The organism is Streptomyces sp. KR55 (assembly GCF_052245645.1).
GTDB classification, from domain to species: Bacteria; Actinomycetota; Actinomycetes; order Streptomycetales; family Streptomycetaceae; genus Streptomyces; species Streptomyces flavusporus.
In genome coordinates this window covers 1-22,118 of sequence record NZ_JBQQCE010000129.1, presented here as the reverse complement: position 1 = coordinate 22,118, position 22,118 = coordinate 1, and the positions used below count along the sequence as shown (strand labels likewise).

At 70.1% G+C, this 22,118-nt stretch carries 22 protein-coding genes and 3 pseudogenes; 6 read left to right on the top strand and 19 right to left on the bottom strand.

What is annotated here, in order from left to right:
* Both ACTWQJ_RS20355 and ACTWQJ_RS20350 read right to left on the bottom strand, forming a co-directional pair.
* Positions 1–1,194 (bottom strand): annotated as a pseudogene (locus ACTWQJ_RS20355) (hypothetical protein); the annotation flags it as partial.
* A gap of 48 nt (positions 1,195–1,242) precedes the next feature.
* Positions 1,243–1,743: a tetratricopeptide repeat protein gene (locus ACTWQJ_RS20350; protein ID WP_443308048.1), complete on the bottom strand. Its 501-nt coding sequence runs from the start codon at positions 1,741–1,743 to the stop codon at positions 1,243–1,245.
* A 117-nt stretch (positions 1,744–1,860) separates the two neighbouring features.
* Here ACTWQJ_RS20350 and ACTWQJ_RS20345 point away from each other — a divergent pair, with 117 nt between their 5' ends.
* Entirely contained in the window at positions 1,861–2,304 is a 444-nt protein-coding gene (locus tag ACTWQJ_RS20345; RefSeq protein WP_224738722.1) for a hypothetical protein, read from the top strand.
* Positions 2,305–2,375: 71 nt separating this feature from the next.
* Here ACTWQJ_RS20345 and ACTWQJ_RS20340 read toward each other — a convergent pair whose 3' ends face one another.
* From ACTWQJ_RS20340 to ACTWQJ_RS20310, 7 genes are all read right to left on the bottom strand, one after another.
* Complete coding sequence (locus ACTWQJ_RS20340; RefSeq protein WP_443308047.1) at positions 2,376–3,923, bottom strand: DUF1996 domain-containing protein; 1,548 nt, start codon at positions 3,921–3,923, stop codon at positions 2,376–2,378.
* A gap of 214 nt (positions 3,924–4,137) precedes the next feature.
* Positions 4,138–5,151, bottom strand: coding sequence for an SDR family oxidoreductase (locus ACTWQJ_RS20335; protein ID WP_443308046.1), 1,014 nt, complete (start codon positions 5,149–5,151; stop codon positions 4,138–4,140).
* A 116-nt stretch (positions 5,152–5,267) separates the two neighbouring features.
* Positions 5,268–5,855, bottom strand: a complete 588-nt coding sequence (locus tag ACTWQJ_RS20330) for a winged helix-turn-helix domain-containing protein (protein ID WP_443308045.1) — start codon at positions 5,853–5,855, stop codon at positions 5,268–5,270.
* A 290-nt stretch (positions 5,856–6,145) separates the two neighbouring features.
* On the bottom strand, positions 6,146–7,066 hold the full coding sequence (locus tag ACTWQJ_RS20325; RefSeq protein WP_443308044.1) for a DUF6891 domain-containing protein: 921 nt from the start codon (positions 7,064–7,066) through the stop codon (positions 6,146–6,148).
* A gap of 96 nt (positions 7,067–7,162) precedes the next feature.
* Positions 7,163–8,191, bottom strand: a complete 1,029-nt coding sequence (glnII, locus tag ACTWQJ_RS20320; protein ID WP_443308043.1) for a glutamine synthetase — start codon at positions 8,189–8,191, stop codon at positions 7,163–7,165.
* Between the two features lie 403 nt (positions 8,192–8,594).
* On the bottom strand, positions 8,595–9,293 hold the full coding sequence (locus ACTWQJ_RS20315) for a hypothetical protein (RefSeq protein WP_443308042.1): 699 nt from the start codon (positions 9,291–9,293) through the stop codon (positions 8,595–8,597).
* Between the two features lie 134 nt (positions 9,294–9,427).
* Positions 9,428–9,787: an arsenate reductase family protein gene (locus ACTWQJ_RS20310; protein ID WP_443308041.1), complete on the bottom strand. Its 360-nt coding sequence runs from the start codon at positions 9,785–9,787 to the stop codon at positions 9,428–9,430.
* 261 nt (positions 9,788–10,048) lie between these two features.
* Here ACTWQJ_RS20310 and ACTWQJ_RS20305 point away from each other — a divergent pair, with 261 nt between their 5' ends.
* Positions 10,049–10,357: a hypothetical protein gene (locus tag ACTWQJ_RS20305; RefSeq protein ID WP_443308040.1), complete on the top strand. Its 309-nt coding sequence runs from the start codon at positions 10,049–10,051 to the stop codon at positions 10,355–10,357.
* A 130-nt stretch (positions 10,358–10,487) separates the two neighbouring features.
* Here ACTWQJ_RS20305 and ACTWQJ_RS20300 read toward each other — a convergent pair.
* Positions 10,488–12,157: pseudogene (locus ACTWQJ_RS20300) on the bottom strand (alpha/beta fold hydrolase).
* Between the two features lie 13 nt (positions 12,158–12,170).
* Positions 12,171–12,692, bottom strand: coding sequence for a DUF1269 domain-containing protein (locus ACTWQJ_RS20295; RefSeq protein WP_443308039.1), 522 nt, complete (start codon positions 12,690–12,692; stop codon positions 12,171–12,173).
* Positions 12,693–12,841: 149 nt separating this feature from the next.
* Here ACTWQJ_RS20295 and ACTWQJ_RS20290 point away from each other — a divergent pair, with 149 nt between their 5' ends.
* Positions 12,842–13,123: a hypothetical protein gene (locus ACTWQJ_RS20290; protein WP_443308038.1), complete on the top strand. Its 282-nt coding sequence runs from the start codon at positions 12,842–12,844 to the stop codon at positions 13,121–13,123.
* A 31-nt stretch (positions 13,124–13,154) separates the two neighbouring features.
* Here the strand turns inward: ACTWQJ_RS20290 and pspAB are convergent, their stop codons facing one another.
* The 3 genes from pspAB to ACTWQJ_RS20275 all read right to left on the bottom strand — a co-directional run bounded on the left by pspAB (position 13,155) and on the right by ACTWQJ_RS20275 (position 15,032).
* Positions 13,155–13,739, bottom strand: coding sequence for a PspA-associated protein PspAB (gene pspAB / locus ACTWQJ_RS20285; protein WP_443308037.1), 585 nt, complete (start codon positions 13,737–13,739; stop codon positions 13,155–13,157).
* A gap of 2 nt (positions 13,740–13,741) precedes the next feature.
* Positions 13,742–14,659, bottom strand: coding sequence for a zinc metalloprotease HtpX (gene htpX, locus ACTWQJ_RS20280; protein WP_443308036.1), 918 nt, complete (start codon positions 14,657–14,659; stop codon positions 13,742–13,744).
* Positions 14,660–14,774: 115 nt separating this feature from the next.
* Positions 14,775–15,032 carry an SCO2583/SCO2584 N-terminal domain-containing protein gene (locus tag ACTWQJ_RS20275; RefSeq protein WP_443308035.1) on the bottom strand — a complete coding sequence of 86 codons (258 nt, stop codon included), beginning with the start codon at positions 15,030–15,032 and terminating at the stop codon, positions 14,775–14,777.
* A 263-nt stretch (positions 15,033–15,295) separates the two neighbouring features.
* On the opposite strand from ACTWQJ_RS20275, the gene ACTWQJ_RS20270 reads away from it, so the two are divergent.
* On the top strand, positions 15,296–15,580 hold the full coding sequence (locus ACTWQJ_RS20270) for a hypothetical protein (RefSeq protein WP_443308034.1): 285 nt from the start codon (positions 15,296–15,298) through the stop codon (positions 15,578–15,580).
* 100 nt (positions 15,581–15,680) lie between these two features.
* Here ACTWQJ_RS20270 and glnA read toward each other — a convergent pair whose 3' ends face one another.
* Entirely contained in the window at positions 15,681–17,090 is a 1,410-nt protein-coding gene (gene glnA, locus ACTWQJ_RS20265; protein WP_443308033.1) for a type I glutamate--ammonia ligase, read from the bottom strand.
* 208 nt (positions 17,091–17,298) lie between these two features.
* Here glnA and ACTWQJ_RS20260 point away from each other — a divergent pair, with 208 nt between their 5' ends.
* The gene (locus ACTWQJ_RS20260) at positions 17,299–17,766 is read left to right on the top strand and encodes an RDD family protein (protein ID WP_224733087.1); all 468 of its coding nucleotides are present in this window, start codon (positions 17,299–17,301) and stop codon (positions 17,764–17,766) included.
* A gap of 96 nt (positions 17,767–17,862) precedes the next feature.
* Here ACTWQJ_RS20260 and ACTWQJ_RS20255 read toward each other — a convergent pair whose 3' ends face one another.
* The 4 genes from ACTWQJ_RS20255 to lipB form a co-directional block, all read right to left on the bottom strand.
* Positions 17,863–18,567: a DUF4191 domain-containing protein gene (locus tag ACTWQJ_RS20255; RefSeq protein WP_443308032.1), complete on the bottom strand. Its 705-nt coding sequence runs from the start codon at positions 18,565–18,567 to the stop codon at positions 17,863–17,865.
* Between the two features lie 57 nt (positions 18,568–18,624).
* Positions 18,625–18,825 (bottom strand): SCO2195 family GlnR-regulated protein, encoded by a 201-nt coding sequence (locus ACTWQJ_RS20250; RefSeq protein ID WP_224733085.1) that lies wholly within the window; start codon positions 18,823–18,825, stop codon positions 18,625–18,627.
* Between the two features lie 274 nt (positions 18,826–19,099).
* On the bottom strand, positions 19,100–20,065 hold the full coding sequence (lipA, locus tag ACTWQJ_RS20245; protein WP_385780355.1) for a lipoyl synthase: 966 nt from the start codon (positions 20,063–20,065) through the stop codon (positions 19,100–19,102).
* Between the two features lie 274 nt (positions 20,066–20,339).
* A complete protein-coding gene (gene lipB, locus ACTWQJ_RS20240) occupies positions 20,340–21,137 on the bottom strand; it encodes a lipoyl(octanoyl) transferase LipB (RefSeq protein WP_129802985.1) in 798 nt (265 codons plus the stop codon).
* A gap of 244 nt (positions 21,138–21,381) precedes the next feature.
* Between lipB and ACTWQJ_RS20235 the strand changes: the two are divergent.
* Positions 21,382–22,118 (top strand): annotated as a pseudogene (locus ACTWQJ_RS20235) (regulator); the annotation flags it as partial.

Below are 22,118 nucleotides of genomic sequence, written 5' to 3'. Positions count from 1 at the left end.
GTACAGGACCACGGCGTTCGCCTCGGCCCCGGTGGCGCCGTCGGTGCGGGCGAAGTCGAGGGCGGCGCCGGCAGTGCCGTCCTTCGGCTCGGCGTAGCGGGCGAGGCGCAGACCGTCGTAGAGGATCACCACGCGCGCGTTGTCGACGTTCCCCGCGTACAGCAGCTGGGGCGGGCCGGCCGGGCCGCCGGACGGGGTGCCGGGGGTGGTCGAGACCTGGACGGTCTCGCCGGGGCGTGCCCAGACGGCGAGCGCGCGACGCAGCAGCGCCCGGTCGCCGGTGAGGTCGCCGCGCGCGGGCCAGACGGAGAAGTCCGTGCGGGCGGAGGACCGCCAGGCGGCGGGGGAGACCTTCATCAGCCTGCTGGGGTCGAGGGCCGCCTCGGCCGCCGGGTTCTGCGCGTACGACGGGGCCGCGGCACCGTCGGGGCCCCAGCCGTCGCCGGGCAGGCCGAGCAGCGCCCCGCTCACGGCGAGGGCCGCCGCGGCGGCGAGCGCGGCCTTCGTGCGCTGGCGGCGGCGCATCAGGTCGGTGGGCCGGGCCTGGAGCGAGCAGGGGTCGAACTCGGGGGAGTCGAGCAGCGCGTACTGCGCGGGTACGGCGTCGGCCTCGCCCAGCGCCGCCTCCGGATCGTCGACGCCGGCGGCCGTCAGTACCCGGTGCACATCGGGGTCGGCCAGCCGCTCCAGGCCGCGCAGGACGTAGGCGGCGCGGGCGGGGGCGGACAGGGCGGACAGCCGCTGGTCCAGGGCCAGTTCATCGGCGCCGCCGGAGCGCGGGAAGAGCTTGAGACCCCACACCTGGGGGAGCAGTGGCGGCAGCTGGGAGCGCTTGGGCCACGCCTTGCGCCGCAGCGGCAGGGCCGCCTCCAGCGCCGTCCGCAGGACCTGGAGGCGGACGAAGGCGTAGCCCGGGTCGCCGTCCCGGCCCTGGCCTGTGGACTGGCCCGTGGACTGGGCCGGGATCACGGAGGCCGAGGCCCGGCCGCGTGGCAGGGCGCGCTGGGTGAGGGAGTGCGCGGTCAGGACGCGCCGGTTGCGGCCCAGGCTCGGTGGCAGTACCAGATAGGCGAGGCGGACGAGCCGCGGATAGTGCTCGACGAGCGCGGCCTCGGCCTGCTCGACGTCGACCACCGGGTCGGTGGGGGCGGCTGGTGCGGAGCTCTGGCGCTGGGCGACATCCTGTGACTGCACGTTCAGCAGAACGAGCGAATCAGCGGTTGGTCACCGCCACCCGGTGCGTCAGTCCTGGGGGTCGACCAGGGCGCGGGCGTAGTTCGCCATCGACCGCTGGTAGCGCGGCAGATGGGGCGCGAGGGCGCCCAGGACGAGGGACAGGCCCTCGCGATCACGCCCGAGACTCGACAGGCACAGGGCGAGCGTGGCCCGTACCGCATCATCCAACTCGTCGCAGGGTGCGTCCAGTTCGGGCGTCAGCAGCTTGACGCCCTCCTCCGGCTGCCCGATGTTCCTGAGCGAGCTGGACAGCTGGATCTTGGCCCGTCGGCCACGGTAGCCGTCGAGCCCGCGCGCCAGCGCCTCCCGGTACAGGGGGACCGCCTTGTCCGAGTGGCCCGTCGAGTCCCAGGCGCAGGCCTGCTCGAACGGCCCGAGGGGGCTGCCCTCGGGCAGTTCGGCGACGAGCGCGTCGATCACGGCGCGGAAGTCGGCCGCTCGGTCGTCGGTGTAGTCGTCGAAGGTGGCCCAGGTGGCGGCCACTCGGTCTTCCCAGTCCTGGTTCACCGGCCCACCTTCGCACAGCCGTACGCGCGGAGGTATCGGTTTGAGCGCTGAGCGGGCCGCAGCCGTATCGAACTGAGGCGCATGTGTGCCTGCTCCAAGACCGGACCGGAGGAACAGATGAGGTTGACCCGACCGATGCTCGCCCTGAGCGGCGCCGTGGCGGTGCTGGCGCTGGCGGGCTGCGGCTCCGACGGCGACCAGGCGGCCGTACCGGAGACGGCGACCGGCAGCCTGGAGCACCTGGCCGCCGAGGTGAAGTGCGAGCCGAACATGACGACGGACGCCGACGAGATCCGCCAGGCCGTCTGCAAGAACACCGACGGCAGGTTCGTCCTCGCGACCTTCGCCACCGATCGCGGCCAGCGCGAGTGGCTGAACGGGGCGAAGGACTACGGCGGCTACTACCTCGTCGGCCGCAAGTGGGTCGCCGTCGGCGAGGAGAAGACGGTCACGGCGCTGCAGGGCCGGCTCGGCGGGACCATGGAGGAGGGGTCCGCGCACATGAATCCCGGTGGCAGTCACAACAGCGGCGGTCACAACAGTGGCAGCCACAACGGCTGACCGCGAAAGTCCGGACGCAAACGAAAGCCGGCGGTGGGACATCCCACCGCCGGCTTCCTACCGGGTCAGGACTACTGGCAGTCCTCGCCGTTGTTGATGCAGTCGACCATCTCGTTCATCAGGCCCTCGTCGAAGAAGTTGATGAAGTCGTTGTGGTCGGTGATCGGCTTGTGCAGCTGCTCCGGGAAGGAGTCGATCGCGAACGCGTTCGCCACCTGTCCGTTCTCGATCTGCGGGGCCGGGATGTCGTAGACCAGCCGGACCTGCAGCTGGGGAATGGCCTGGAAACCGTTCGAGCAGGTGCCGTCCGCCTCCACGAAGTCCACGTGGGTGCGGTGGTTGGCGCTGTCGATGTTCTGGCCGTCCCAGCAGCTCTGGAAGTTGGACGTCCGCACCACGCTGCTGCCCTCGGGGCAGATCGGGTACTTGTCCGTCACCTGCCGGTCCTCGAAGCCGGTGCAGCTCCAGGAGGTGTTGGCGTTGCCCAGGCCGTTGGTGAAGGACTTGGCGTCACCGGTGATGATGCGCAGCGCCGTCGGCATCGCGACGACATCGCTCGTCCGGTTGCCGACGAACTTCAGCTCGGCCTCGCTGGGCTCGACGATCTTGCCGACGTTGCCGTCCTGACCGCCACCGGGCTGGTCCTGGTCGATGTCCTGCGTACCGTCCTGCAGACGGATCACCGGCCAGAAGTACGACGACTTGTCGCCCTGGTTCTGGCAGCTGGTGTCGCCGTTCGCCAGGTCCTCGTCGCTCGCGAAGGCGTTGTTGGCCTGGTTGCCGACGTAGTCGTGCTGGTGCTGCGCACCGTTGGAGACACCGGGCGCCACGATCACGTTGTCCGAGTTGCGGTTCTCGTTCTCGTTGGTGCCGCAGTTCGTGGTGAAGCTGCCCGTCGAACCGCTGTCACCGTTCGCGGCCAGACCGTTCGGCAGGTTGCGGGAGCCCGGCTGAACGTCCTCGATGTTGATGAAGTCGTCGGCCACCGGGCCGTTGCCGGCCTGACCGCCGTTGCCCTGGTCCTGACCGTCCCCCTGGTCCTGACCGCCGTCCTGGCCGTCGCCCTGGTCCTGACCGTCGTTGTTCTGGTCCTGGTCCTGGCCGTCGTTGTCCTGGTCCTGGCCGTCACCGTCGTTGGGCTCCGGCTGCTCGGCCGGGACGCCCTGGCACTGGGCGAGCTGGTCGAGACCCTGCGGAGCCTCACCGCCCGCCCGGTTGATGTTGATGCCGATCCGGTCGAGGGTGGCCACCCGCTTGGACTTCAGCGGGCCGAGGATGGCGTTGTCGACGTAACTGGCGTCCCCCGCCTGGGCCTGACGCGTCTCCGCGAGACGCGTGTAGGCATCCGTGATCTGCCTGTCGAGCAGCGCCAGCTCCTTGGCGACACCTTGGCGCGCGCCCTCCGGCACGTCCGTCAGCTTCTGGCCGACGTCCGGGCAGTTGATCGTCGCGACCTGGGCAGCCGTGGCCTTCGTCTGGTTCCACCCAGACTCGTCTTCATGTGCCGAGGCATAGAAGTTGGCCCATACCAGCCCGCCCCCACCGAGCGCTAGGGCCGCCGATGCGGCAATGGCCTTGGTGGCCAGCGGCGTACGGCGTTTTCTCGTGTTGCGTCCCATGGAACTCCTCTGACTTCCTTTTTCGGGGCATCGAGGCGCCCGACAGGAGTGAAGCGGCTCCCTTCCATACGGAGGTCGTCCCACCGGTGTTCAGACGGATCAGAAATTGATGAGAGATTCGCGAGACAATTCAGCCCCAACTACCCCAGGAACACCGGGAGTTGTGGTGATCTCACGTGAAGTGTTCGAGCCGGGTGGTGGATTTCGTGGAGTTTCAGCGACTCTCGTCCGGATGGCCGGTCGCGAGGACCTTCGCCTCCACCTCCGGATCGAGGCCCACCGGCGGCCGGTCCGGGCGCTGCGGGGCGGCGCCGCCGAGGTCCTGCAGCCAGCTCCATGTGTCGGCCACGGTCTCCGTGACCGGCCGGCAGCGCAACCCCGTCGCCAGCGCCCGGGACACGTCCGCGCCGTGCAGGGCGTCGTGCAGCTCGCTCCCCGGCGGCACCCACACCGGCAACTGGCTCCACGGCTCGATGCCCGCCTCCAGCACCACCTCGGGGTCGGTCCAGCGCAGCTCGGCCGCCGCGCCGGTCACCTGCACACAGGCCTCGAGCAGCTCGCCCGTCGTGGTGAGGCCCCGGGGTCCGATCAGGTTGTACGGCCCGCTGAGCTCCTGCTCCACCCCGTCCAGGATCCACTCGGCGAGATCGCGGACGTCGATGTACTGGAGGGGCAGCTCCCGGGGGCCCGGCGCCAGCACGGGGCCGCCCCTGGCGATCCGGGTCAGCCACCAGGGGAGCCGGCCGACGTTCTCGTACGGCCCGAGCAGCAACCCGGCCCGCACCAGCAGCGAGCGCTCCGCACCGAAGGCCTCGACGGCGGCCAGCTCGGCGCCGCGCTTGTCGCGGGCGTAGTCCGTGTGGTCGGCGTCGGGCTCGGCGCCCTCGACCAGGGGCGCGTCCTCGGTGTAGCCGGCGGGCGGGGCCCAGGCGTACACCGAGCAGCTCGACACGTACACATACCGTCCGGCGCGGCCCCGCAGCAGCCGCGCCGCGTCCCGCACCGCGAGCGGCGCCGCCGACCAGGTGTCGACCACGGCGTCCCATGCGCCGTCCGCGAGGGCGGCGAGCCCGTCGGGCGCGGTGCGGTCACCGTGCAGCGACCGCACCCCGGCCGGGGCCGCGTGCCGCCCCCGGTGGAACACGGTCACGTCCCAGCCACGCCCGAGCGCCGCCTCCACGACCGCCCGTCCCGCGAACTCCGTACCACCCAGCATCAGCAGTCTCATGCCGGTGACTGTGCCCGGGGGAGCGGCGGGACGGAACCGGGTTCTGCCGACAGCAGACGGTCAGGTGGTGCCCGGCAGCGGCCATCAGATGTCCGCGACCGGCAGTCGGCCGGCGGTCAACTCCCGGTCGGTGGAGCGTACTTGTAGCCGACGCGGCGGATCGTGAGGATCACCTGCCGGTGCTCGGGGCCCAGCTTGCGGCGCAGTCGGGCGATGTGGACGTCGACGGTGCGGCCGTCGCCCACATGGCCGTAGCCCCACACCGTGGTGACCAGCTGGTCGCGGGTGTGCACCCGGTGCGGGTGCGCCACCAGGTGAGCGAGCAGCTCGAACTCCAGGTACGTGAGGTCGAGCTCCCGCCCGGCCACCTCGGCGGTGCGCTGCAGGGCGTCGATACGGATGAGCGGCTCGGTGTCGGTGGTGGTGTCGAGGGCGTCCGGCTGCGGCTCGTCGGGTACCGCCACCGGCAGGAACGGCGGCTGCTGATCGGCCGGCACGAGCACCAGGTAGCCGACCATGGGCGGGCGGCCCGGCAGGTTGGGCAGGGTGTGCTGCGGAGCGGGCAGCCAGGTGGCACCCGGCGGCAGGAACTCCGCGACATCGAGCACCTCGTCCCGGTCGACGGCACGCAGTCGGTGCCGCGGGCTGCCGGGAGCAGGAGCGGTGTTCAGGGAACGGGACAGGGAAGCAGGGGTGGTCGCCATGCGAGGTCAGCTCTTTCGCGCGAGAAGTCCGACGGGGACGTACGTCGTGTCGCGCTGGCCGAAGGCCGGTGTGTACGGCGTCAGCGGGCCGGCGCGGTCAGCGCGCGGCAACACAGCCGGTCGAAGTCGTGGTGCTGACGGGAAGGCCAGAAGGGCTCGAGGTCATGGCGACCCGTCGCGGAGTGCTTCTGGAAGCTGGCCATAGCCTCATTGAAGCAGACACCCGCCAGGAACCGGACCCTCCTCTCACACCTCGGACGTCCGCCCGCCGGAACTCGATGCCGTTTCCCTCATCCCTCCAGCCGTTTGTGCCAGTTCAGCGGCGTGACGGTGATCGCCCGGCCCGGATCGCCGTCCCACTGGGCGGACAGCCCGGCCGCGTCCAGCGCCGCAACGACCTCACGCCCCACGGACCCGGTCGTCTCCTCCGACTCGTCGAAACCGCCGTAGTAGAGCGCGAGCCCGTACCCGTCCGCTGCGGACTCCGTGCCCTGCTGGTGGAAGAAGACGAAGCCACGCGCGCCCTCCCGCTCGGCGCCTATCTCGGCCATGCCGCAGCCCCGGCAACACGCGAAGTTCTCCCGGGCGGTGATGCCCTTGCCCTCCAGCGCATCGAAGGCACGCGTGAGCCGCTCCGGGTCGGTGACGCCCTCCCAGGTCTCCTGCTCGGCCAGCCGCTCCAGCCACAGCCGGTCGACCAGCTGCCACGCCTGCGCCCTCGACACCGGCCGCTCGTCCCCGTCGACCAGGTAGTCCTCGGCGATATCGGCCAGCTCCTTGCGCGAGTCGTAGCCGCAGCGCAGCCGCAGCCGCACCTGCTCCTCGACCTTCTCCCGCACCTCGTCCGGCAGCTCGGGAACCTCCTCGCGCGGCGCCGGCTCGATCGGCTCCCACGCCACGTCGGCGCCCCAGCCGTCTCTCTGCCGCGCCCAGCCCGTCAGAAGGTCGGCGACGCGCTCCGGCTCGCCGAGGTTCGTACCGAAGAACCCGTCCTCGCCCGCGCGGTGCTCGAGCCGGTAGTCCCCGCCCTCCTCGTGCCACACCTGCGCGAACACATCCGGGACGTCCGGTATCCGCTGCACCACCAGGAAGCGGTCCCCGGCGCCGCCGATGCGCTCCACCAGCTCCCGCAGCCGCGCCGCCGAGATCCGCGCGTGCGTCTGCCAGTTCTCCGTCTCGACCTTGATGCGAAGGCCCCCGTCGATCTCCATGCCCCAACGATGACACGCACCACTGACAACGCCCCGACGAAAAGAAGAAGGGCGCCCGCCGACACGGCGGGCGCCCTTCGACTTCGAGCGTGTGGATCAGACCTGGCCGGCCTTCTCCAGGGCGGAGCAGCAGGTGTCCACCAGCAGACGGGTCACCACGTACGGGTCGACGTTGGCGTTCGGGCGGCGGTCCTCGATGTAGCCCTTGCCGTCCTTCTCGACCTGCCACGGGATACGGACCGAGGCGCCACGGTTGGAGACACCGTAGGAGTACTCGTTCCACGGGGCGGTCTCGTGCAGACCGGTCAGACGGTCGTCGATGCCGGCACCGTAGTTCTTGACGTGGTCGAGCGGCTTGGAGCCCTCACCGAGCGACTCGCACGCGGTGATGATCGCGTCGTAGCCCTCACGCATCGCCTTGGTGGAGAAGTTGGTGTGCGCGCCGGCGCCGTTCCAGTCGCCCTTGACCGGCTTGGGGTCGAGCGTGGCGGAGACGCCGAAGTCCTCGGCGGTGCGGTAGAGCAGCCAGCGGGCCACCCACAGCTGGTCGGAGACCTCCAGCGGGGACAGCGGGCCGACCTGGAACTCCCACTGGCCGGGCATGACCTCGGCATTGATGCCGGACAGGCCCAGGCCCGCCTTCAGGCAGTTCTCCAGGTGGGCCTCGACGATGTCACGGCCGAAGATCTCGTCGGCGCCGACACCGCAGTAGTAACCGCCCTGCGGGGCCGGGAAGCCGCCCTCGGGGAAGCCGAGCGGGCGGGAACCGTCGAAGAAGGTGTACTCCTGCTCGATGCCGAAGATCGGCTCCTGCGCGGCGAACTTCTCGGCGACCTCGACCAGCGGGGCACGTGTGTTGGAGGAGTGCGGGGTCATGTCCGTGTTGAGGACCTCGCACAGCACCAGGATGTCGTCGCCGCCGCGGATCGGGTCGGGGCAGGAGAAGACCGGCTTCAGTACACAGTCCGAGGCGTGGCCCTCGGCCTGGTTGGTGGAGGACCCGTCGAAGCCCCAGATCGGCAGCTCGGCACCCTTGGCGTCGTCGGCCATGATCTTCGTCTTGGAACGAAGCTTGGCCGTCGGCTCGGTGCCGTCGATCCAGATGTACTCAGCCTTGAAGGTCACGGGCCACATCCTTCGGGGGTGGGTCTGGGCGCGTTTGCGGGTGCTGCGGCGCTGCGGCACTGAGGCGCCGCGCTTGTTTGCCCGGCAGCCTGTCAACGGGCGATTTCCCGATCATTGCCCGTTTGTGAACCCCGTGTTACCTGGTGGTGCTGTGGCGTGGTTCACGCTGTGAGGGCGGGCCGGGCGCGCAGGACCTGCGGAAACGCGCGGTGCGCGGATGCGGTGGGGCCGGTCGGGCGGCTCGTATGCGATGGGGGCGCGGCGGACGCGTGATGCTCCGCCCGGCGCCGGACGTGCCGGTCCTGCTGCTCCTGGCCGGGAGCAGCAGGACCGATGACACGTACGACGCGGCGGCCGGGGCGGGCCTGACCGCCGCATCAGCGTTTTCCTCGGCGGTCGAGCCTCACCCCACCTTCTCGATCACGGCCCGGCGGATCAGGAACTTGCCGGGCTCCCGGACCTGTTCGAAGGCCGCGTTGTTCAGCAGGACACAGCTGCCGGAGACCGAAGTGACCTCCACGGTCGTGGACTTGTTGTTGTCCAGGTTGGTGACCTTCAGCTTCGTACCCGCCGGGAACTGGTTGCTGGATGCGGCCGGGGCACCGCCCTCGCCGGACAGCGTGACGGTGGAGCCGTTGCAGACCTGCTCGCCGGAGGCGGCGGCGCCGTCGCCCGGGGCGGCGGGCTCGGACGGCTCGGCCGGCTGCGCGGCCTGCCCGCCGCCGGCCTCATCCACCTGCTGACCGGCGTCCTGACCGGCGTCCTGGCCGTCTCCGCCCGGTTGTGCGGCCTGGGAGCCCTGAGCCGACTCCCCCACCACACACCCGGACGCCTCCTGCTTGCGCTCGATCTCCGCGATGACCGCCTCACGGTTGGCGATCCGGGCCGCGGACTGCGCGTCGGGATTGGCCTGCTGGTCCGCGATGAACCGCTGGTTGTTCCCGAGGGCGGTGGCGAGACCCTGGCAGACACTCGACTCGGACGCGGACTGCGCGGCGTTCGAGGTGCTCGCCATGACGAAGGCACCACCGCCCGCCACCGTCGCCGCGCTCACCAGCAGCGCGATCTTCTTCTTCGTACTGAGAGTTCTCCTACGCGACATGCGCGCCTCCTGGGAGGTAGGGGAGCGTACGCCGCTATGTACGAGATCCCGAACGAGGTTACTCATCGGTTACAGGAGTACGTTGAAGTAACGTACGTCACACGGGAGTTGTCGGCGGGGCCGTGCCAACCGTGCTAACGGGACAGGGCCTCGCGTACGGCCTCGTCGGTGCGGGCGACCACCGCCGTGCCGTCGTCCGCGGTGATGATGGGCCGTTGGATCAGCTTGGGGTGCTCGGCGAGCGCCGTGACCCACCGGTCGCGCGAGGCGGCGTCCCGTGGCCAGTCCTTGAGGCCGAGTTCCTCGGCCACGGCCTCCTGGGTGCGGGTGATGTCCCACGGTTCGAGACCGAGCCGGCTCAGTACGTCGCGGATCTCGTCCTCGGTCGGTACGTCCTCCAGATAGCGGCGGACGGTGTAGTCGGCGCCCTCGGCGTCGAGCAGTTTGACAGCGCTGCGGCACTTGGAGCAGGCGGGGTTGATCCAGATTTCCATGCGGGCACGGTACGCCGCCGCGATCGCCTCGCACGACCTCCCTGAGGTCAGGGTCGCAACGACGGGCTCTGTTCGAATATGCCGTCGCCTCACAGACACCTCGCAGATCGTGTGTGACACGGCGGAAATCCCCGCTCACCTGGGTGTTTGGCAGGTTCGCTGGCTCCCCGGATGTCAGTGGCGGCCAGTAGACTGGAAGCAGTGTTCGAGGGTGTCGCCGGGGTGTCCGGGCGGCGCTCTGACCGCGACAGGAGGATGCCTGTGCCCGCTGCCGCACTGAAGCCGCTGCCGACCCAGTCCACCGCCAACCGTCCCGTGCCGCTCGACCGGCCGTACACGCCCGTGGAGAAGCGGCCGCTGCCGCCGGGGCGTCCGCGTGAGTGGTACATCTCGCACAACCGGCGGCTCAAGGCGATGCGCCTTGCGATCGCCCTGCTCGACTCGGGCGTGTACGTGCCGAACCAGGCCCGGAACGAGACGATACGAAGCACCGCGGAACTCATCGGCGTCCACCCGCCGTCGGACACGACGTGTCACATGGTGCGGGCGTTGATGCGGTACACGCGCTGAGTGATGGCGCCGGGTGCCGTGCTGTTGTGCGGCGCCCGGCGCCGGCGTTGCCGGAATTCGCCGATCGGTACTTGAGGGTCTTGATCGGCCGCCACCTGCGAAAACGCCCCTGCGCAACGGTGTCGGCCGGTCAGCCGTGGCGCGACAGAAGCCCGCGCACGTACGCCTCCAGCCGTTCGCCCAGCACGTCGGGCGTCAGGTCCGTTCGGCCCAGCTCGCGCCACGGTCCCGCGAGCTTCTCCGCGTCCGGGGCGTAGGCCAGTGCGTCGAGCAGCCGCCAGTAGAGGTGGTCCGGGTCGTCGGCCAGTCGCCGTCCGCCCTGTGCCTCGTAGCGGTCCCGGAAGCCCAGCCCGTGCTCCGGGCCGTGCAGCAGGGCGAGGGCGGTCGAACGGGGGGCACCTCCCACGCCCTTAAGGCAGTGGGGGAGGGCGACGTCGAGGTCGGCCGGTCCCCACGAGGTCTCGACCCAGTCCACGACACCGCTGACCCGCAGCTCCGCGCCCGCACCGGTGAACAGCACGTTCCCGGGGTGGAAGTCCCGGTGCAGGAAGCACCCCTTGTACGCCGGGGGCTCGGCCCGGATGACGTCCACGGCCCGCTCCCACAGCGTGCCGCCCGGGACACGTACGCGCTCCGGAGAGGTCCACGCCTGGTACGGGCGCGGCCGCTCCGGCGGGACGACCTGGTGAATCCGTACGAGCTGGGCCGTGAGCAGATCCAGCCGCCGGTCCAGGTCCTCCTCGTCGACCCGCACCCTGCCCGGCAGCAGCGACATCAGCAGGGAGGGGTGATCGCAGTGCTCGGCTGTCGCGTCGACGGCGACCAGCTCGGGCGCGGGCACGTCCTCCTGTGCGGCGAGGGCGGTGAGGACGGTGGCCTCGCGGGTCAGCAGCCCCGGGGCGTGCCGCCGGAAGAAGGGCTGCACGAACGTCCGCAGGACCAGGCCCGTGTCGTCGTCGAGGGTGAGGCGCCGCATCTGCGAGCTCCAACCGCCGGACATCGGGGCGGTGTCGGCGATGTGGCGTGCTGCCGGCAGCTGCTTGGTCAGCCCTGCTCGGGTCGCCGTCCAGCCCTGCTCGCCCAGCCCGGTCAGGACCGCCGTCACGAACTCCCGTCGGTCGTCGGCGTGGTCGCGGAACCACAGGCCCAATGAGTGGTCGGCGTCCGGCAGTTCGAAGCGGGGAACTGGGCGCGGGCGGCCAGGGCGGCCTGCACCGCCTCCGTCACGGCCGGCGGGATCACCGTGTCCGTGCCCGGCACCGCGAGCACCGCACGGCCCTCGTACGCCCGCAGCGCGTCGAGGGCGGGGGAGGCGCGCCAGCTGTCCGGTGTGCGGATGATGGTGCTGAAGCGGCCGTCGCCCGACCCGAACGGCACGTCCCAGGCCTGCGCCGCGTACACCGCGGGCGCGCACAGGCCCACCGCCGCGACCCGCTCCCCGTAGTGCGCGGCGAGATCGGCCACCGTCTGGCCGCTCATACTGAACCCGACCAGGACCAGCGCCTCGTCCGCCGGGACCCGCGCGTCGATCACGGACACGGCCTGCTCGAAACGTCGTCGAAGGCTCAACTTCCGTAGTTCGCCCGTGCTTTCGCCGTGCCCGGAGAAGTCGAGGGCCAGCCCGCCGCAGCCGTGTGCGACGAACTCGCTCAACAGCGGCAGCAGCCGCTCCTTGGCGCTGTTGCCCGCGCCGTGCAGCACAACGGCGGTGGCCGTTCCCGCGCCACCGCCGTACACCGCGTTCAGGCGTTCACCGTCGTGGACATGGGTGAAAGGGGAGAGCCAGCTCATGGCCCCCATTCACTCACGCCGGTCAGGCCGGGGGAGGCGTGCTCTCCGTCTTCGGTGCCCTGGCCGCCGCCAGTGCCTCGCGCAGCTGGTCCTCCTCGGTCTGGCTCAGTGACGTCTGCACCAACTGGCCGCCGTACGGGGCGATTTCCGGAATCACCTTGTCCCCGGCCGCCTGCTTGATCAGCGCGAACAGTGCTGCCGCGCCCGGGCGCAGATTCTGGCTGAGCTCCTTCATGAAGTTGTCGTTGATGCCTGTGTCGGTGACCGCACCGCCGGCCGCTCCGGCCGCCGCGCCCACGGCTGCGCCGAGCAGCGGCGCCAGGAAGAGCAGTCCGATCACACCGCCCCACAGGGCGCCGCCGGCCGCTCCGGCCGCCGTGTGGCTCACGGCCTGGTGCAGCTTGATCTTTCCGTCCTCCCGCCGCTCGACGACCACCGCGTCCTCCAGCTCGACCAGATGCTGCTTGGACAGGTCGAACAGCTTCTGCCGCACCTGCTCGGCGGTGGCGAGGTCGTTGTACGCGACGACGAAGAGATTGCTCATGCCGGACACCCCTTATTAACGTTTCGCCCCTTTTTCCCGACTCTATAGCCGTGCTGAGGGGCACGCAGTCGGAAGAAAAGGAGATGCGCCACCCCCACGTCCCGGTGCACTCTCGAGGCACCCCAATCCACCGCCCAGGGAGGCCCGTCATGGGCACCATCGTCATCTCCGGGACGGTCGTCCTGGTCGTCCTGGGATTCGGAAACCACCTCTACTGGCTCGCCGCCGTCGCCCTGCTCTTCGTGTACGTGCAGTACGGGCGAGGCGCGTCCTCTACGTCCTCGTCGGGCGGCGCGGCCCCGTCCGGGTCGGCGCCCGCGACGTACAAGGCGTACCGCGACCGCCGTGACAGGCAGGCCAAGTGGGAGCGCCGCTACCGCCGCGAGCGTCCCCTGGAGGCCCGCCGCCAGGCGCGCGAGAAGAGCAGGTGAGAGCGGGACCTGTGGTGACGGCGGCCCCGGGTCACAGCCCCGGGGCGCCCCACACCGGGAACCAGCGCCCCAGGTCCTGTTCGATCCGCAGGTCGTCGGCGAGGGCCGCCTTCACCTGGAGCTCGAGCGCGTTGTCGCGCCGCTGCCCCGCGCCGGGCAGCGGCGCGAACGGGGAGAAGGCGCCGCGTTTGTAGAGGGAGACCAGCGCGAGCCGGCGAGCGGGCCCGTCCTGGAAGCCGGCCAGGGAGCACAGCAGCTGCGGGCCGAAGCCGTTGACCTCCATCGAGCTGTTCACCGCGTGCAGGTCGTTGACGAGCAGCGGCAGCTCGTCGGGGCCGCGGCGGGAGACCAGCCAGGAGTAGCCGTAGGCGTCCCGTTCCAGCTCCACCGGGGGCCCGGTGCGGTCGGCGTCCGCGTCCAGCAGGGCCTGCACCTCGCGGTGCGTCTGCTCGAAGGCGCCGCCCTCGACCGTCGCGAAACACACCGCGCCGTGCCCGGTCGGCGTGAAGGAGGTCGCGGCCTGCAGGGTGACGGCCGCCGAGGGCAGCGCGAACAGCTGGTCGAGATCGGGCGCGACCGGCTTCGTGCGACCGAGCAGGATGTCCAGCAGCCCCATCCTCAGCCGCCCTTCCCGGGCGGCGCCGCCTCACCCAACTCCCCGGAGATCCGCCCCAGTTGCTCCAGCCGCTGCTCCAGGGTCGGGTGGGTGGAGAACAGCCGTCCGATGCTGGGCCCGGAGCCCAGGGCCGGCGTGAAGTAGAAGGCGTTGAAGGCCTGCGCCGTCCGCAGGTCCTTCGTCGGGATCCTGGCGATGTCGCCGGAGACCTTGGTGAGCGCGGACGCCAGCGCCGAGGGCCGTCCGGTCAGCAGCGCCGCCGCCCGGTCCGCCGCCAGTTCCCGGTACCGGGACAGGGCCCGGATCAGCAGGAAGCTGATCGCGTACACGGCCGCGGAGACGGCCATCACCGTCATGAAGACCACCGCCGTGTTCTGGTCCCGGCGCCCTCCGAACACCTGCGAGTAGAAGGCGAACCGCACGATCAACCCCGCGATCACGCCCAGGAACGACGCGACCGTGATCACCGCGACGTCCTTGTGCGCCACGTGCGAGAGCTCGTGCGCGAGCACGCCCTCCAGCTCGGCCGGCTCCAGCCGCCGCAGCAGCCCGGTGGTCACACAGACCACCGCATGATCGGCGTTGCGCCCGGTCGCGAACGCGTTCGGCATATCCATGTCGGACACGGCGACCACCGGCTTGGGCATGTCGGCGACCGCGCACAGCCGGTCGACCACGCCGTGCAGTTCGGGATACTCGTCCCGCTCCACGATCCGGCCGCGCATCGCGTACAGCGCGATCCGGTCGGAGAACCAGTACTGCGCACCCAGCAGCGCCGCCGCGACCACCACGACCAGCACCCAGGACTTCAGCAGTGCGATCAACGCGGCGACGAACGCCACGTACAACAAGCCGAGCAGAAACAGCGTGACCGTCATCCGCACGGTCAACCGCGGGTCGCTCCGGAAGCGGCTGTGCATGGAACACCACCCTGCGTTCAGGCACTCGTCCCACTGCCCAGTGTGCACCCGCGTCGCCCCATGAAGCGGTCGCGATCAGCCCTGGGACCGGCAAAGGCTTCCGGTGAGCCCGGGCCTAGTACGGCGCGCGGAAGTTGATGTATCCCAGCAGCAGGATCACCGCGACGACGCACCCCAGGACCACGGCCGTCGATATCCACCCCGACCGGCGGGGCCGCACCGGGTCGGGGTCGCCCCGGAAGGGCACCGGCTCCGGCGGATTGTGCTTCCAGCGGGCGGCGAGCATCCGGGCCCGGGCGGAGGGCTCCTTGTGCTCGGCGTCGTTCGCCCACTTGTGGTCGAACTCGTGCTCCCAGTGATCCTTTTCCGACATCCCCCGCTCCATACCTCTTCGCTCCATACCTCTTGTCATTCAAGATGCTGAGTGATCGAGGGAAGACTAGCCTTTAGGGGAAGGCCGCACCTGGGATTGCCTTCCGTCGGCGGGATTCCCGTGGAGACGCCGGCGGCTGAAAACGTACTCCTCGCACTCAGGCGGCAACACCGACGACCGCGCCGTACTTCTACCGCTGCGGCCGCGGCCATCCGTCCAGCTCGTGCAATGACCGCACGATGGGATGGAAGGAAGGTATCTCCATGAACGCACCCCGTGCTAGGCGTCTCCTCGCGCTGTCCGCCATCGGCGTACTGATGGCTGGTGGCGCCGCGATCGGCACAGCAGGTACGGCCTCGGCGGCCACCCCGGCCACCACGGCCGGCACTCCCACGAACTGGGGCCACTGTGACTGGTGGGGCGACTGCGACCGCTTCGGCGACCGCTTCGGCAACCGGTTCGATGACCGGTTCGGGTTCAACGGCTTCGACCACTTCGACCGCTTCGACCGCTTCGGCGGCGGCCCCGTGGTGATCGTGGTGGGCTGAGGGCGGTAGCGATTCTGCCGGACCGGAGGCACACGGCCGAGGGCCGCCACCTGAAGTACTTCAGGTGGCGGCCCTCACCGCATCTCGGACGTCGGGTTTCTCAGACGTCGAAGTACAGCTCGAACTCGTGCGGGTGCGGACGCAGCTGCAGCGGAGCGATCTCGTTCGTGCGCTTGAAGTCGATCCACGTCTCGATCAGGTCGGCGGTGAAGACGTCGCCCTGGAGGAGGAACTCGTGGTCGGACTCGAGGGAGTCGAGGACGGCCGGGAGCGAGGTCGGGACCTGCGCGACGTTGGCGTGCTCCTCGGGAGCCAGCTCGTACAGGTCCTTGTCGATCGGCTCGGCCGGCTCGATCTTGTTCTTGATGCCGTCCAGGCCCGCCAGCAGCAGGGCCGAGAAGGCCAGGTACGGGTTACCGGAGGAGTCGGGCGCGCGGAACTCGACGCGCTTGGCCTTCGGGTTGGAGCCCGTGATCGGGATACGCATCGCGGCGGAGCGGTTGCGCTGCGAGTACACCAGGTTGATCGGGGCCTCGAAGCCCGGCACCAGACGGTGGTAGGAGTTCACCGTCGGGTTGGTGAAGGCGAGCAGCGACGGGGCGTGCTTGAGGATGCCGCCGATGTAGTAGCGGGCGGTGTCCGACAGGCCGGCGTAGCCCTGCTCGTCGTAGAACAGCGGGTCGCCGTTGCTCCACAGCGACTGGTGGACGTGCATGCCCGAGCCGTTGTCGCCGAAGATCGGCTTCGGCATGAAGGTCGCGGTCTTGCCGTTGCGCCAGGCGACGTTCTTCACGATGTACTTGAAGAGCTGGAGGTCGTCGGCGGCGGCGAGCAGCGTGTTGAACTTGTAGTTGATCTCGGCCTGGCCGGCGGTGCCCACCTCGTGGTGCTGGCGCTCGACCTGCAGGCCGGCGCGGTTCAGCTCCAGGGAGATCTCGGCGCGCAGGTCGGCGAAGTGGTCGACCGGCGGGACCGGGAAGTAACCGCCCTTGTAGCGGACCTTGTAGCCGCGGTTGTCCTCCAGCGCACCGGTGTTCCAGGCGCCCGCCTCGGAGTCGATGTGGTAGAAGGACTCGTTCTCGGACGTCTTGAAGCGCACGCTGTCGAAGACGTAGAACTCCGCCTCCGGGCCGAAGTACGCGGTGTCGGCGATCCCGGTGGAGGCCAGGTACGCCTCGGCCTTCTTCGCCACGTTGCGCGGGTCACGGCTGTACTGCTCGCCGGTGATCGGGTCGTGGATGAAGAAGTTGATGTTGAGCGTCTTGTCGCGGCGGAACGGGTCGACGCGGGCGGTCGACAGGTCGGCGCGCAGCGCCATGTCGGACTCGTGAATGGCCTGGAAGCCGCGGATCGAGGATCCGTCGAAGGCGAGCTCGTCGTCCGGGTCGAACGCCTCGACGGGCACCGTGAAGTGCTGCATGACGCCCGGCAGGTCGCAGAAACGGACGTCGATGAACTTGACGTCCTCGTCCGCGATGAACTTCTTGGCCTCGTCGGCGTTCTGGAACATCCAGCTCCTCCTACTCCCGACCGTCCCGCCGGGGTGGTAGTTCGTTCGTGCGGCCAGTGCGGTGGCACACGCTGACCTCGACCCTAGGGACGCGTCATTTCTCGGGCGTGACCCATTTGTTTCGCAGAAGTTAACCGGTTCCGTTCCACGGTAGCGCGGAACGACCCCGCCGTACCCCGGTCAAATCCGGGCGCAGTACCGTGGTCGGGTGGACAAGAGGCAAGCAATCGGATCATGGCTCTCCGGCCCGCGCGCGGCCATGGAGGACGCGGGTGCCGACTTCGGTTACCGGGGCGAGCAGCTCGGACTGCCGGAGGAAGGGCCGGGCTCGATCGCCCGCCCCGGCCGGCGGCTCGGCGCACTGGCCGTCGACTGGGCCCTGTGCCTCTTGATCGCATACAGCTTGATCACGGACGGCTACGAGCAGGCCACCGGCAACTGGGCCCTGCTGATCTTCTTCGTGCTGGGCGTCCTGACCGTCGGCACGGTCGGCTCCACCCCCGGCAAGCGCCTCTTCGGCCTGCGCGTGGTCGCCCTCGACACGGGCACCGTCCACCCCGGCCGCGCCCTGCTGCGCACGGCCCTGCTGTGCGTGGCCCTCCCCGCGCTGATCTGGGACCGCGACGGCCGGGGACTGCACGACCGGCTGGCGCGCACGGTCGAGGTCAGGATCTGATCTCCCACATATTCAGACCCCCACATATTCATGGGCCGGGCCCCGGAACCGCGAAGGTTCCGGGGCCCGGCCCCTGAATGACGTGAACCGATGGCCTTACCGGGCCTTCGGCCCGCCGCCCTTCGGCATCCGCATGCCCTTGGGCATCGGCCCCTTCGGCAGCGGCATGTTGCTCATCAGGTCGCCCATCGCCCGCAGCCGGTCGTTGGTCGCGGTGACCTGCGGCCCGGTCAGCACGCGCGGCAGCTTCATCATGGTCGTGCGCAGCTTCTTCAGCTCGACCGTGCCCTCGCCCGTGCCGACGATCAGGTCGTGCACCGGCACGTCCGCGACGACCCGGTTCATCTTCTTCTTCTCGGCGGCCAGCAGGCTCTTCACCCGGTTCGGGTTGCCCTCGGCGACCAGCACGATGCCGGCCTTGCCGACGGCCCGGTGCACCACGTCCTGGCTGCGGTTCATCGCCACCGCGGGGGTCGTCGTCCACCCCCGGCCGATGTTGTCCAGCACGGCCGCGGCGGCGCCCGGCTGGCCCTCCATCTGCCCGAAGGCGGCCCGCTCGGCCCGGCGTCCGAAGACGATCGCCGTCGCGAGGAAGGCGAGCAGGAGGCCCAGGATGCCGAGATAGTAGGGGTGACCGATCAGGAAACCGATCGCGAGGAAGACACCGAAGGTGACGATTCCTACTGCTGCGAGTACAAGACCGATCGTCTTGTCGGCCCTGCGGGTCATCTTGTAGGTCAGAGCGATCTGCTTCAGTCGCCCGGGGTTCGCAGCGTCCGCTGCAGTTTCCTTCCTCGCCATGCCACGAGTCTACGTGGCTCCCGGAGTGCCTTCGACGGCAGTACGGGCAGTACGGGTTCAGGAACGGCCGGCGAGGACCTGCTCCACCACCCGCTGCGCCTCGACCCGGTCCTTGGCCCGGCGGCGGTCCTCCAGAACGGAGGTCCAGGCGTTGCGGCGGGCGGTGCGCTGGCCGCTGCTCATCAGCAGCGACTCGACGGCGCGCAGGGCGGTGGTGAAGGACGGGATCGCTGTGGCGCGAACGGGCGCGGCCTGCATGGTGAAGGTCCCCCCTCGGTACGGCTTCGGGGCCGGGTTTACGTGGCGTGAGTCCAGGGTCACTGATTGGTGTTACCAGGGCGTGACCGACCGGTCAAACACCAATGAAGCCTTGATGCGGGGGGTGGAAACGCTGACGCGGCCCTGACGTACGCCCCTATCTGCAAGGACGGTCAGGACCGCGCCGAATCGGTCACTACTCACGGGTAGCTACTTGTGCGTGAATTCACACGATTGTCGTAACACCTGCGGGGAGTGACGGTGTGACGGCGGGTCAGACGGCCTGCGCGGCGATGTACGTACCACGCTTCTCGATCGCCATCTGGTAGAGGCGACCGGCGCGGTACGAGGAGCGGACCAGCGGGCCGGACATGACACCGGAGAAGCCGATCTGCTCGGCCTCCTCCTTCAGCTCCACGAACTCCTGCGGCTTGACCCAGCGCTCCACGGGGTGGTGGCGCACGGACGGGCGCAGGTACTGCGTGATGGTGACCAGCTCGCAGCCGGCGTCGTGCAGCTGCTGCAGCGCGTCGCTGACCTCCTCGCGGGTCTCGCCCATGCCGAGGATCAGGTTGGACTTGGTGACCAGGCCGTAGTCGCGGGCTGCGGTGATGACCTTCAGGGAGCGGTCGTAGCGGAAGCCGGGGCGGATCCGCTTGAAGATCCGGGGCACCGTCTCGACGTTGTGTGCGAAGACCTCGGGGCGCGAGGAGAAGACCTCCTCGAGCTGCTCCGGGACCGCGTTGAAGTCGGGGGCGAGCAGCTCGACCTTGGTCCGGCCGGCCTCGCGGTGCGCGGTCTGCTGGTGGATCTGGCGCACGGTCTCGGCGTACAGCCAGGCGCCGCCGTCCGCCAGGTCGTCGCGGGCGACGCCGGTGATGGTGGCGTAGTTCAGGTCCATGGTGACCACGGACTCGCCGACGCGGCGGGGCTCGTCGCGGTCGAGGGCCTCGGGCTTGCCGGTGTCGATCTGGCAGAAGTCGCAGCGCCGGGTGCACTGGTCGCCGCCGATGAGGAACGTGGCCTCACGGTCCTCCCAGCACTCGTAGATGTTGGGGCAGCCAGCTTCCTGGCAGACCGTGTGCAGGCCCTCGCTCTTCACGAGGTTCTGCATCTTCGTGTACTCGGGACCCATTTTCGCCCGGGTCTTGATCCACTCGGGCTTGCGCTCGATGGGGGTCTGGCTGTTGCGGACCTCCAGGCGCAGCATCTTGCGTCCGTCGGGTGCGACTGCGGACACGTCGGCTCCCTGTAGCTTCGATTCTTCGGCGTACACCAGGGTACGCCCGTGCAGTTTTCGGTCCTGCGTGGTGGGCAACCTGCGGGGGCCTGGGCCGCATTCCCGGGTTGTGTGGTTGCCCGGTGCTGCGGCTGGGGGGGGGGCAAAGCTCGCCCGCGCTGCGGGGTGCCGCTGCGCCCACCCGTGCCGCCCTGGAGGGTCCCCAGGCCCTTTAAGGCACTGGGGAAGGCACGACTGCCCGCAGCTGCGTGGCTACGCAGCTACGGCGCCGTTGTTATGCCGACGCCCGTTCGATCTCACGCGGCTTCAGGTCCGCGTTTTCCAGTACGTCCCTCAGGTGCCGTTCCACCACCGGCAGCACCTCCTCGATCGTCACGTCGCGGCCCAGTTCGTTCGCGAGGGAGGCGACCCCCGCGTCCCGGATGCCGCACGGGATGATCTTGTCGAACCACTTGTTGTCCGGGTTCACGTTCAGTGCGAAGCCGTGCATCGTGACGCCCTTGGCGACGCGGATGCCGATCGCCGCGATCTTGCGGTCCTCGCGGCGCTGGCCCGCGTTGGAGGGGGCGTACTCCGGGCCGTTCAGACGGGGGTCGAACTCCTCGTCCTGCAGGCGCGGGTCGAAGTCGAGGGAGAGCCCGCCGAGGGCCGGGCGCTGCTCCACCGGGTCGCCCAGCACCCACACCCCGCTGCGGCCCTCGACCCGGGTGGTCTCCAGGCCGAACTCCGTGCAGGTGCGGATCAGCGCCTCCTCCAGGCGCCGTACGTGGGCCACCACGTCCACCGGGCGCGGCAGCTTCTGGATCGGGTAGCCCACCAGCTGGCCCGGGCCGTGCCAGGTGATCTTGCCGCCGCGGTCCACGTCGATGACCGGCGTGCCGTCCAGGGGGCGCTCGTTGTCGGCCGTGCGCCGGCCCGCGGTGTAGACCGGCGGGTGTTCCAGCAGCAGCACGGTGTCGGGGATCTCGTCGGCGAACCGTGCCGCGTGCACCCGGCGCTGTTCGTCCCACGCCTCCTGGTACTCGACGGCGTCCGCACCGAATCCCATCCGGACGAACCGCAACTCACTCACGGCAAGCGCCTCCCTAGAAGGTCGTAAGGCATGAAATGCGCCTACGCCACTGTACGACTGCTCCGAGCGCGTCAGCCCCGAGGGCAATCCTCACACGATCGGATGAATGAACGTCGAAGTGTGCGATCAGCTGCTCACTCTCCGCTACATTCGCGCCGTTCACGAGGCCATAAGGGCTGCTCACAGGCAATCCGGGCACCGCAGGGCCTCTGCGAGGCCCGAAAGGCAGGAGACCGCACCGCAGATGACGGAACGACCCGCGCAGCGCACTCCCAACCGCCAGCTCGCCGCGCTCATCGCAGAAGCGGGATTCTCCAACGCAGGTCTGGCCCGTCGTGTGGACCAGCTCGGCCTCGAGCACGGCCTCGACCTGAGATACGACAAGACCTCCGTCACTCGCTGGCTGCGCGGACAGCAGCCCAGAGGGGCCACCCCGGCCCTCATCGCCGAGGTGTTCACGCGGCGGCTCGGGCGCCGGCTCACCGCGCAGGACCTGGGCCTGGACGCCTGCGCCCCGGTCTACGCCGGCCTGGAGTTCGCGGCCGGGCCGGAGGAGGCCGTCGACATCGTCAGCGGACTGTGGCGCAAGGACTCCGGCAGCCATGCCGAGCTGCGCAAGATCGCGTTCACCGCGGCCGGTCTCGTCGTGCCCAGCCGGGACTGGCTGATCGGGCGGGCCGACGAGAAGGTGGCCCGCGGCGAGCTGCTCACCCGGGTGCCCCCGCAGGGCCGCCCTGCGGTGCCCCGGCAGCGCGGCCAGTCCGAACGTGCCTCCGGCCATCGGGTCACCGCCGGTGACATCGCCGCGCTGCGCTCGGTCGGCGAGCTGTTCCGCACCCTCGACAACGCCTACGGCGGCGGCCACGCCCGCCAGGCCCTCGTGCGCTACCTGGAGCACGAGTGCGAGCCGATGCTGCGCGGCACCTACGGCGAGCAGACCGGCCGCCGGCTGTTCGCCGCCGCCGCCGACCTCACCCGGCT

Coding starts and splice junctions, on each gene's coding strand:
- ACTWQJ_RS20335 (WP_443308046.1), bottom strand. CDS start 5,151: ATGAGACTGCTGATGCTGGGTGGTACGGAGTTCGCGGGACGGGCGGTC.
- ACTWQJ_RS20275 (WP_443308035.1), bottom strand. CDS start 15,032: ATGTCGGAAAAGGATCACTGGGAGCACGAGTTCGACCACAAGTGGGCG.
- ACTWQJ_RS20340 (WP_443308047.1), bottom strand. CDS start 3,923: ATGGGACGCAACACGAGAAAACGCCGTACGCCGCTGGCCACCAAGGCC.
- ACTWQJ_RS20295 (WP_443308039.1), bottom strand. CDS start 12,692: ATGAGCAATCTCTTCGTCGTCGCGTACAACGACCTCGCCACCGCCGAG.
- ACTWQJ_RS20290 (WP_443308038.1), top strand. CDS start 12,842: ATGGGCACCATCGTCATCTCCGGGACGGTCGTCCTGGTCGTCCTGGGA.
- ACTWQJ_RS20250 (WP_224733085.1), bottom strand. CDS start 18,825: ATGCAGGCCGCGCCCGTTCGCGCCACAGCGATCCCGTCCTTCACCACC.
- ACTWQJ_RS20345 (WP_224738722.1), top strand. CDS start 1,861: ATGAGGTTGACCCGACCGATGCTCGCCCTGAGCGGCGCCGTGGCGGTG.
- pspAB (WP_443308037.1), bottom strand. CDS start 13,739: ATGGGGCTGCTGGACATCCTGCTCGGTCGCACGAAGCCGGTCGCGCCC.
- ACTWQJ_RS20325 (WP_443308044.1), bottom strand. CDS start 7,066: ATGGAGATCGACGGGGGCCTTCGCATCAAGGTCGAGACGGAGAACTGG.
- glnA (WP_443308033.1), bottom strand. CDS start 17,090: ATGTTCCAGAACGCCGACGAGGCCAAGAAGTTCATCGCGGACGAGGAC.
- ACTWQJ_RS20255 (WP_443308032.1), bottom strand. CDS start 18,567: ATGGCGAGGAAGGAAACTGCAGCGGACGCTGCGAACCCCGGGCGACTG.
- ACTWQJ_RS20315 (WP_443308042.1), bottom strand. CDS start 9,293: ATGTCGCGTAGGAGAACTCTCAGTACGAAGAAGAAGATCGCGCTGCTG.
- ACTWQJ_RS20270 (WP_443308034.1), top strand. CDS start 15,296: ATGAACGCACCCCGTGCTAGGCGTCTCCTCGCGCTGTCCGCCATCGGC.
- ACTWQJ_RS20330 (WP_443308045.1), bottom strand. CDS start 5,855: ATGGCGACCACCCCTGCTTCCCTGTCCCGTTCCCTGAACACCGCTCCT.
- htpX (WP_443308036.1), bottom strand. CDS start 14,659: ATGCACAGCCGCTTCCGGAGCGACCCGCGGTTGACCGTGCGGATGACG.
- ACTWQJ_RS20310 (WP_443308041.1), bottom strand. CDS start 9,787: ATGGAAATCTGGATCAACCCCGCCTGCTCCAAGTGCCGCAGCGCTGTC.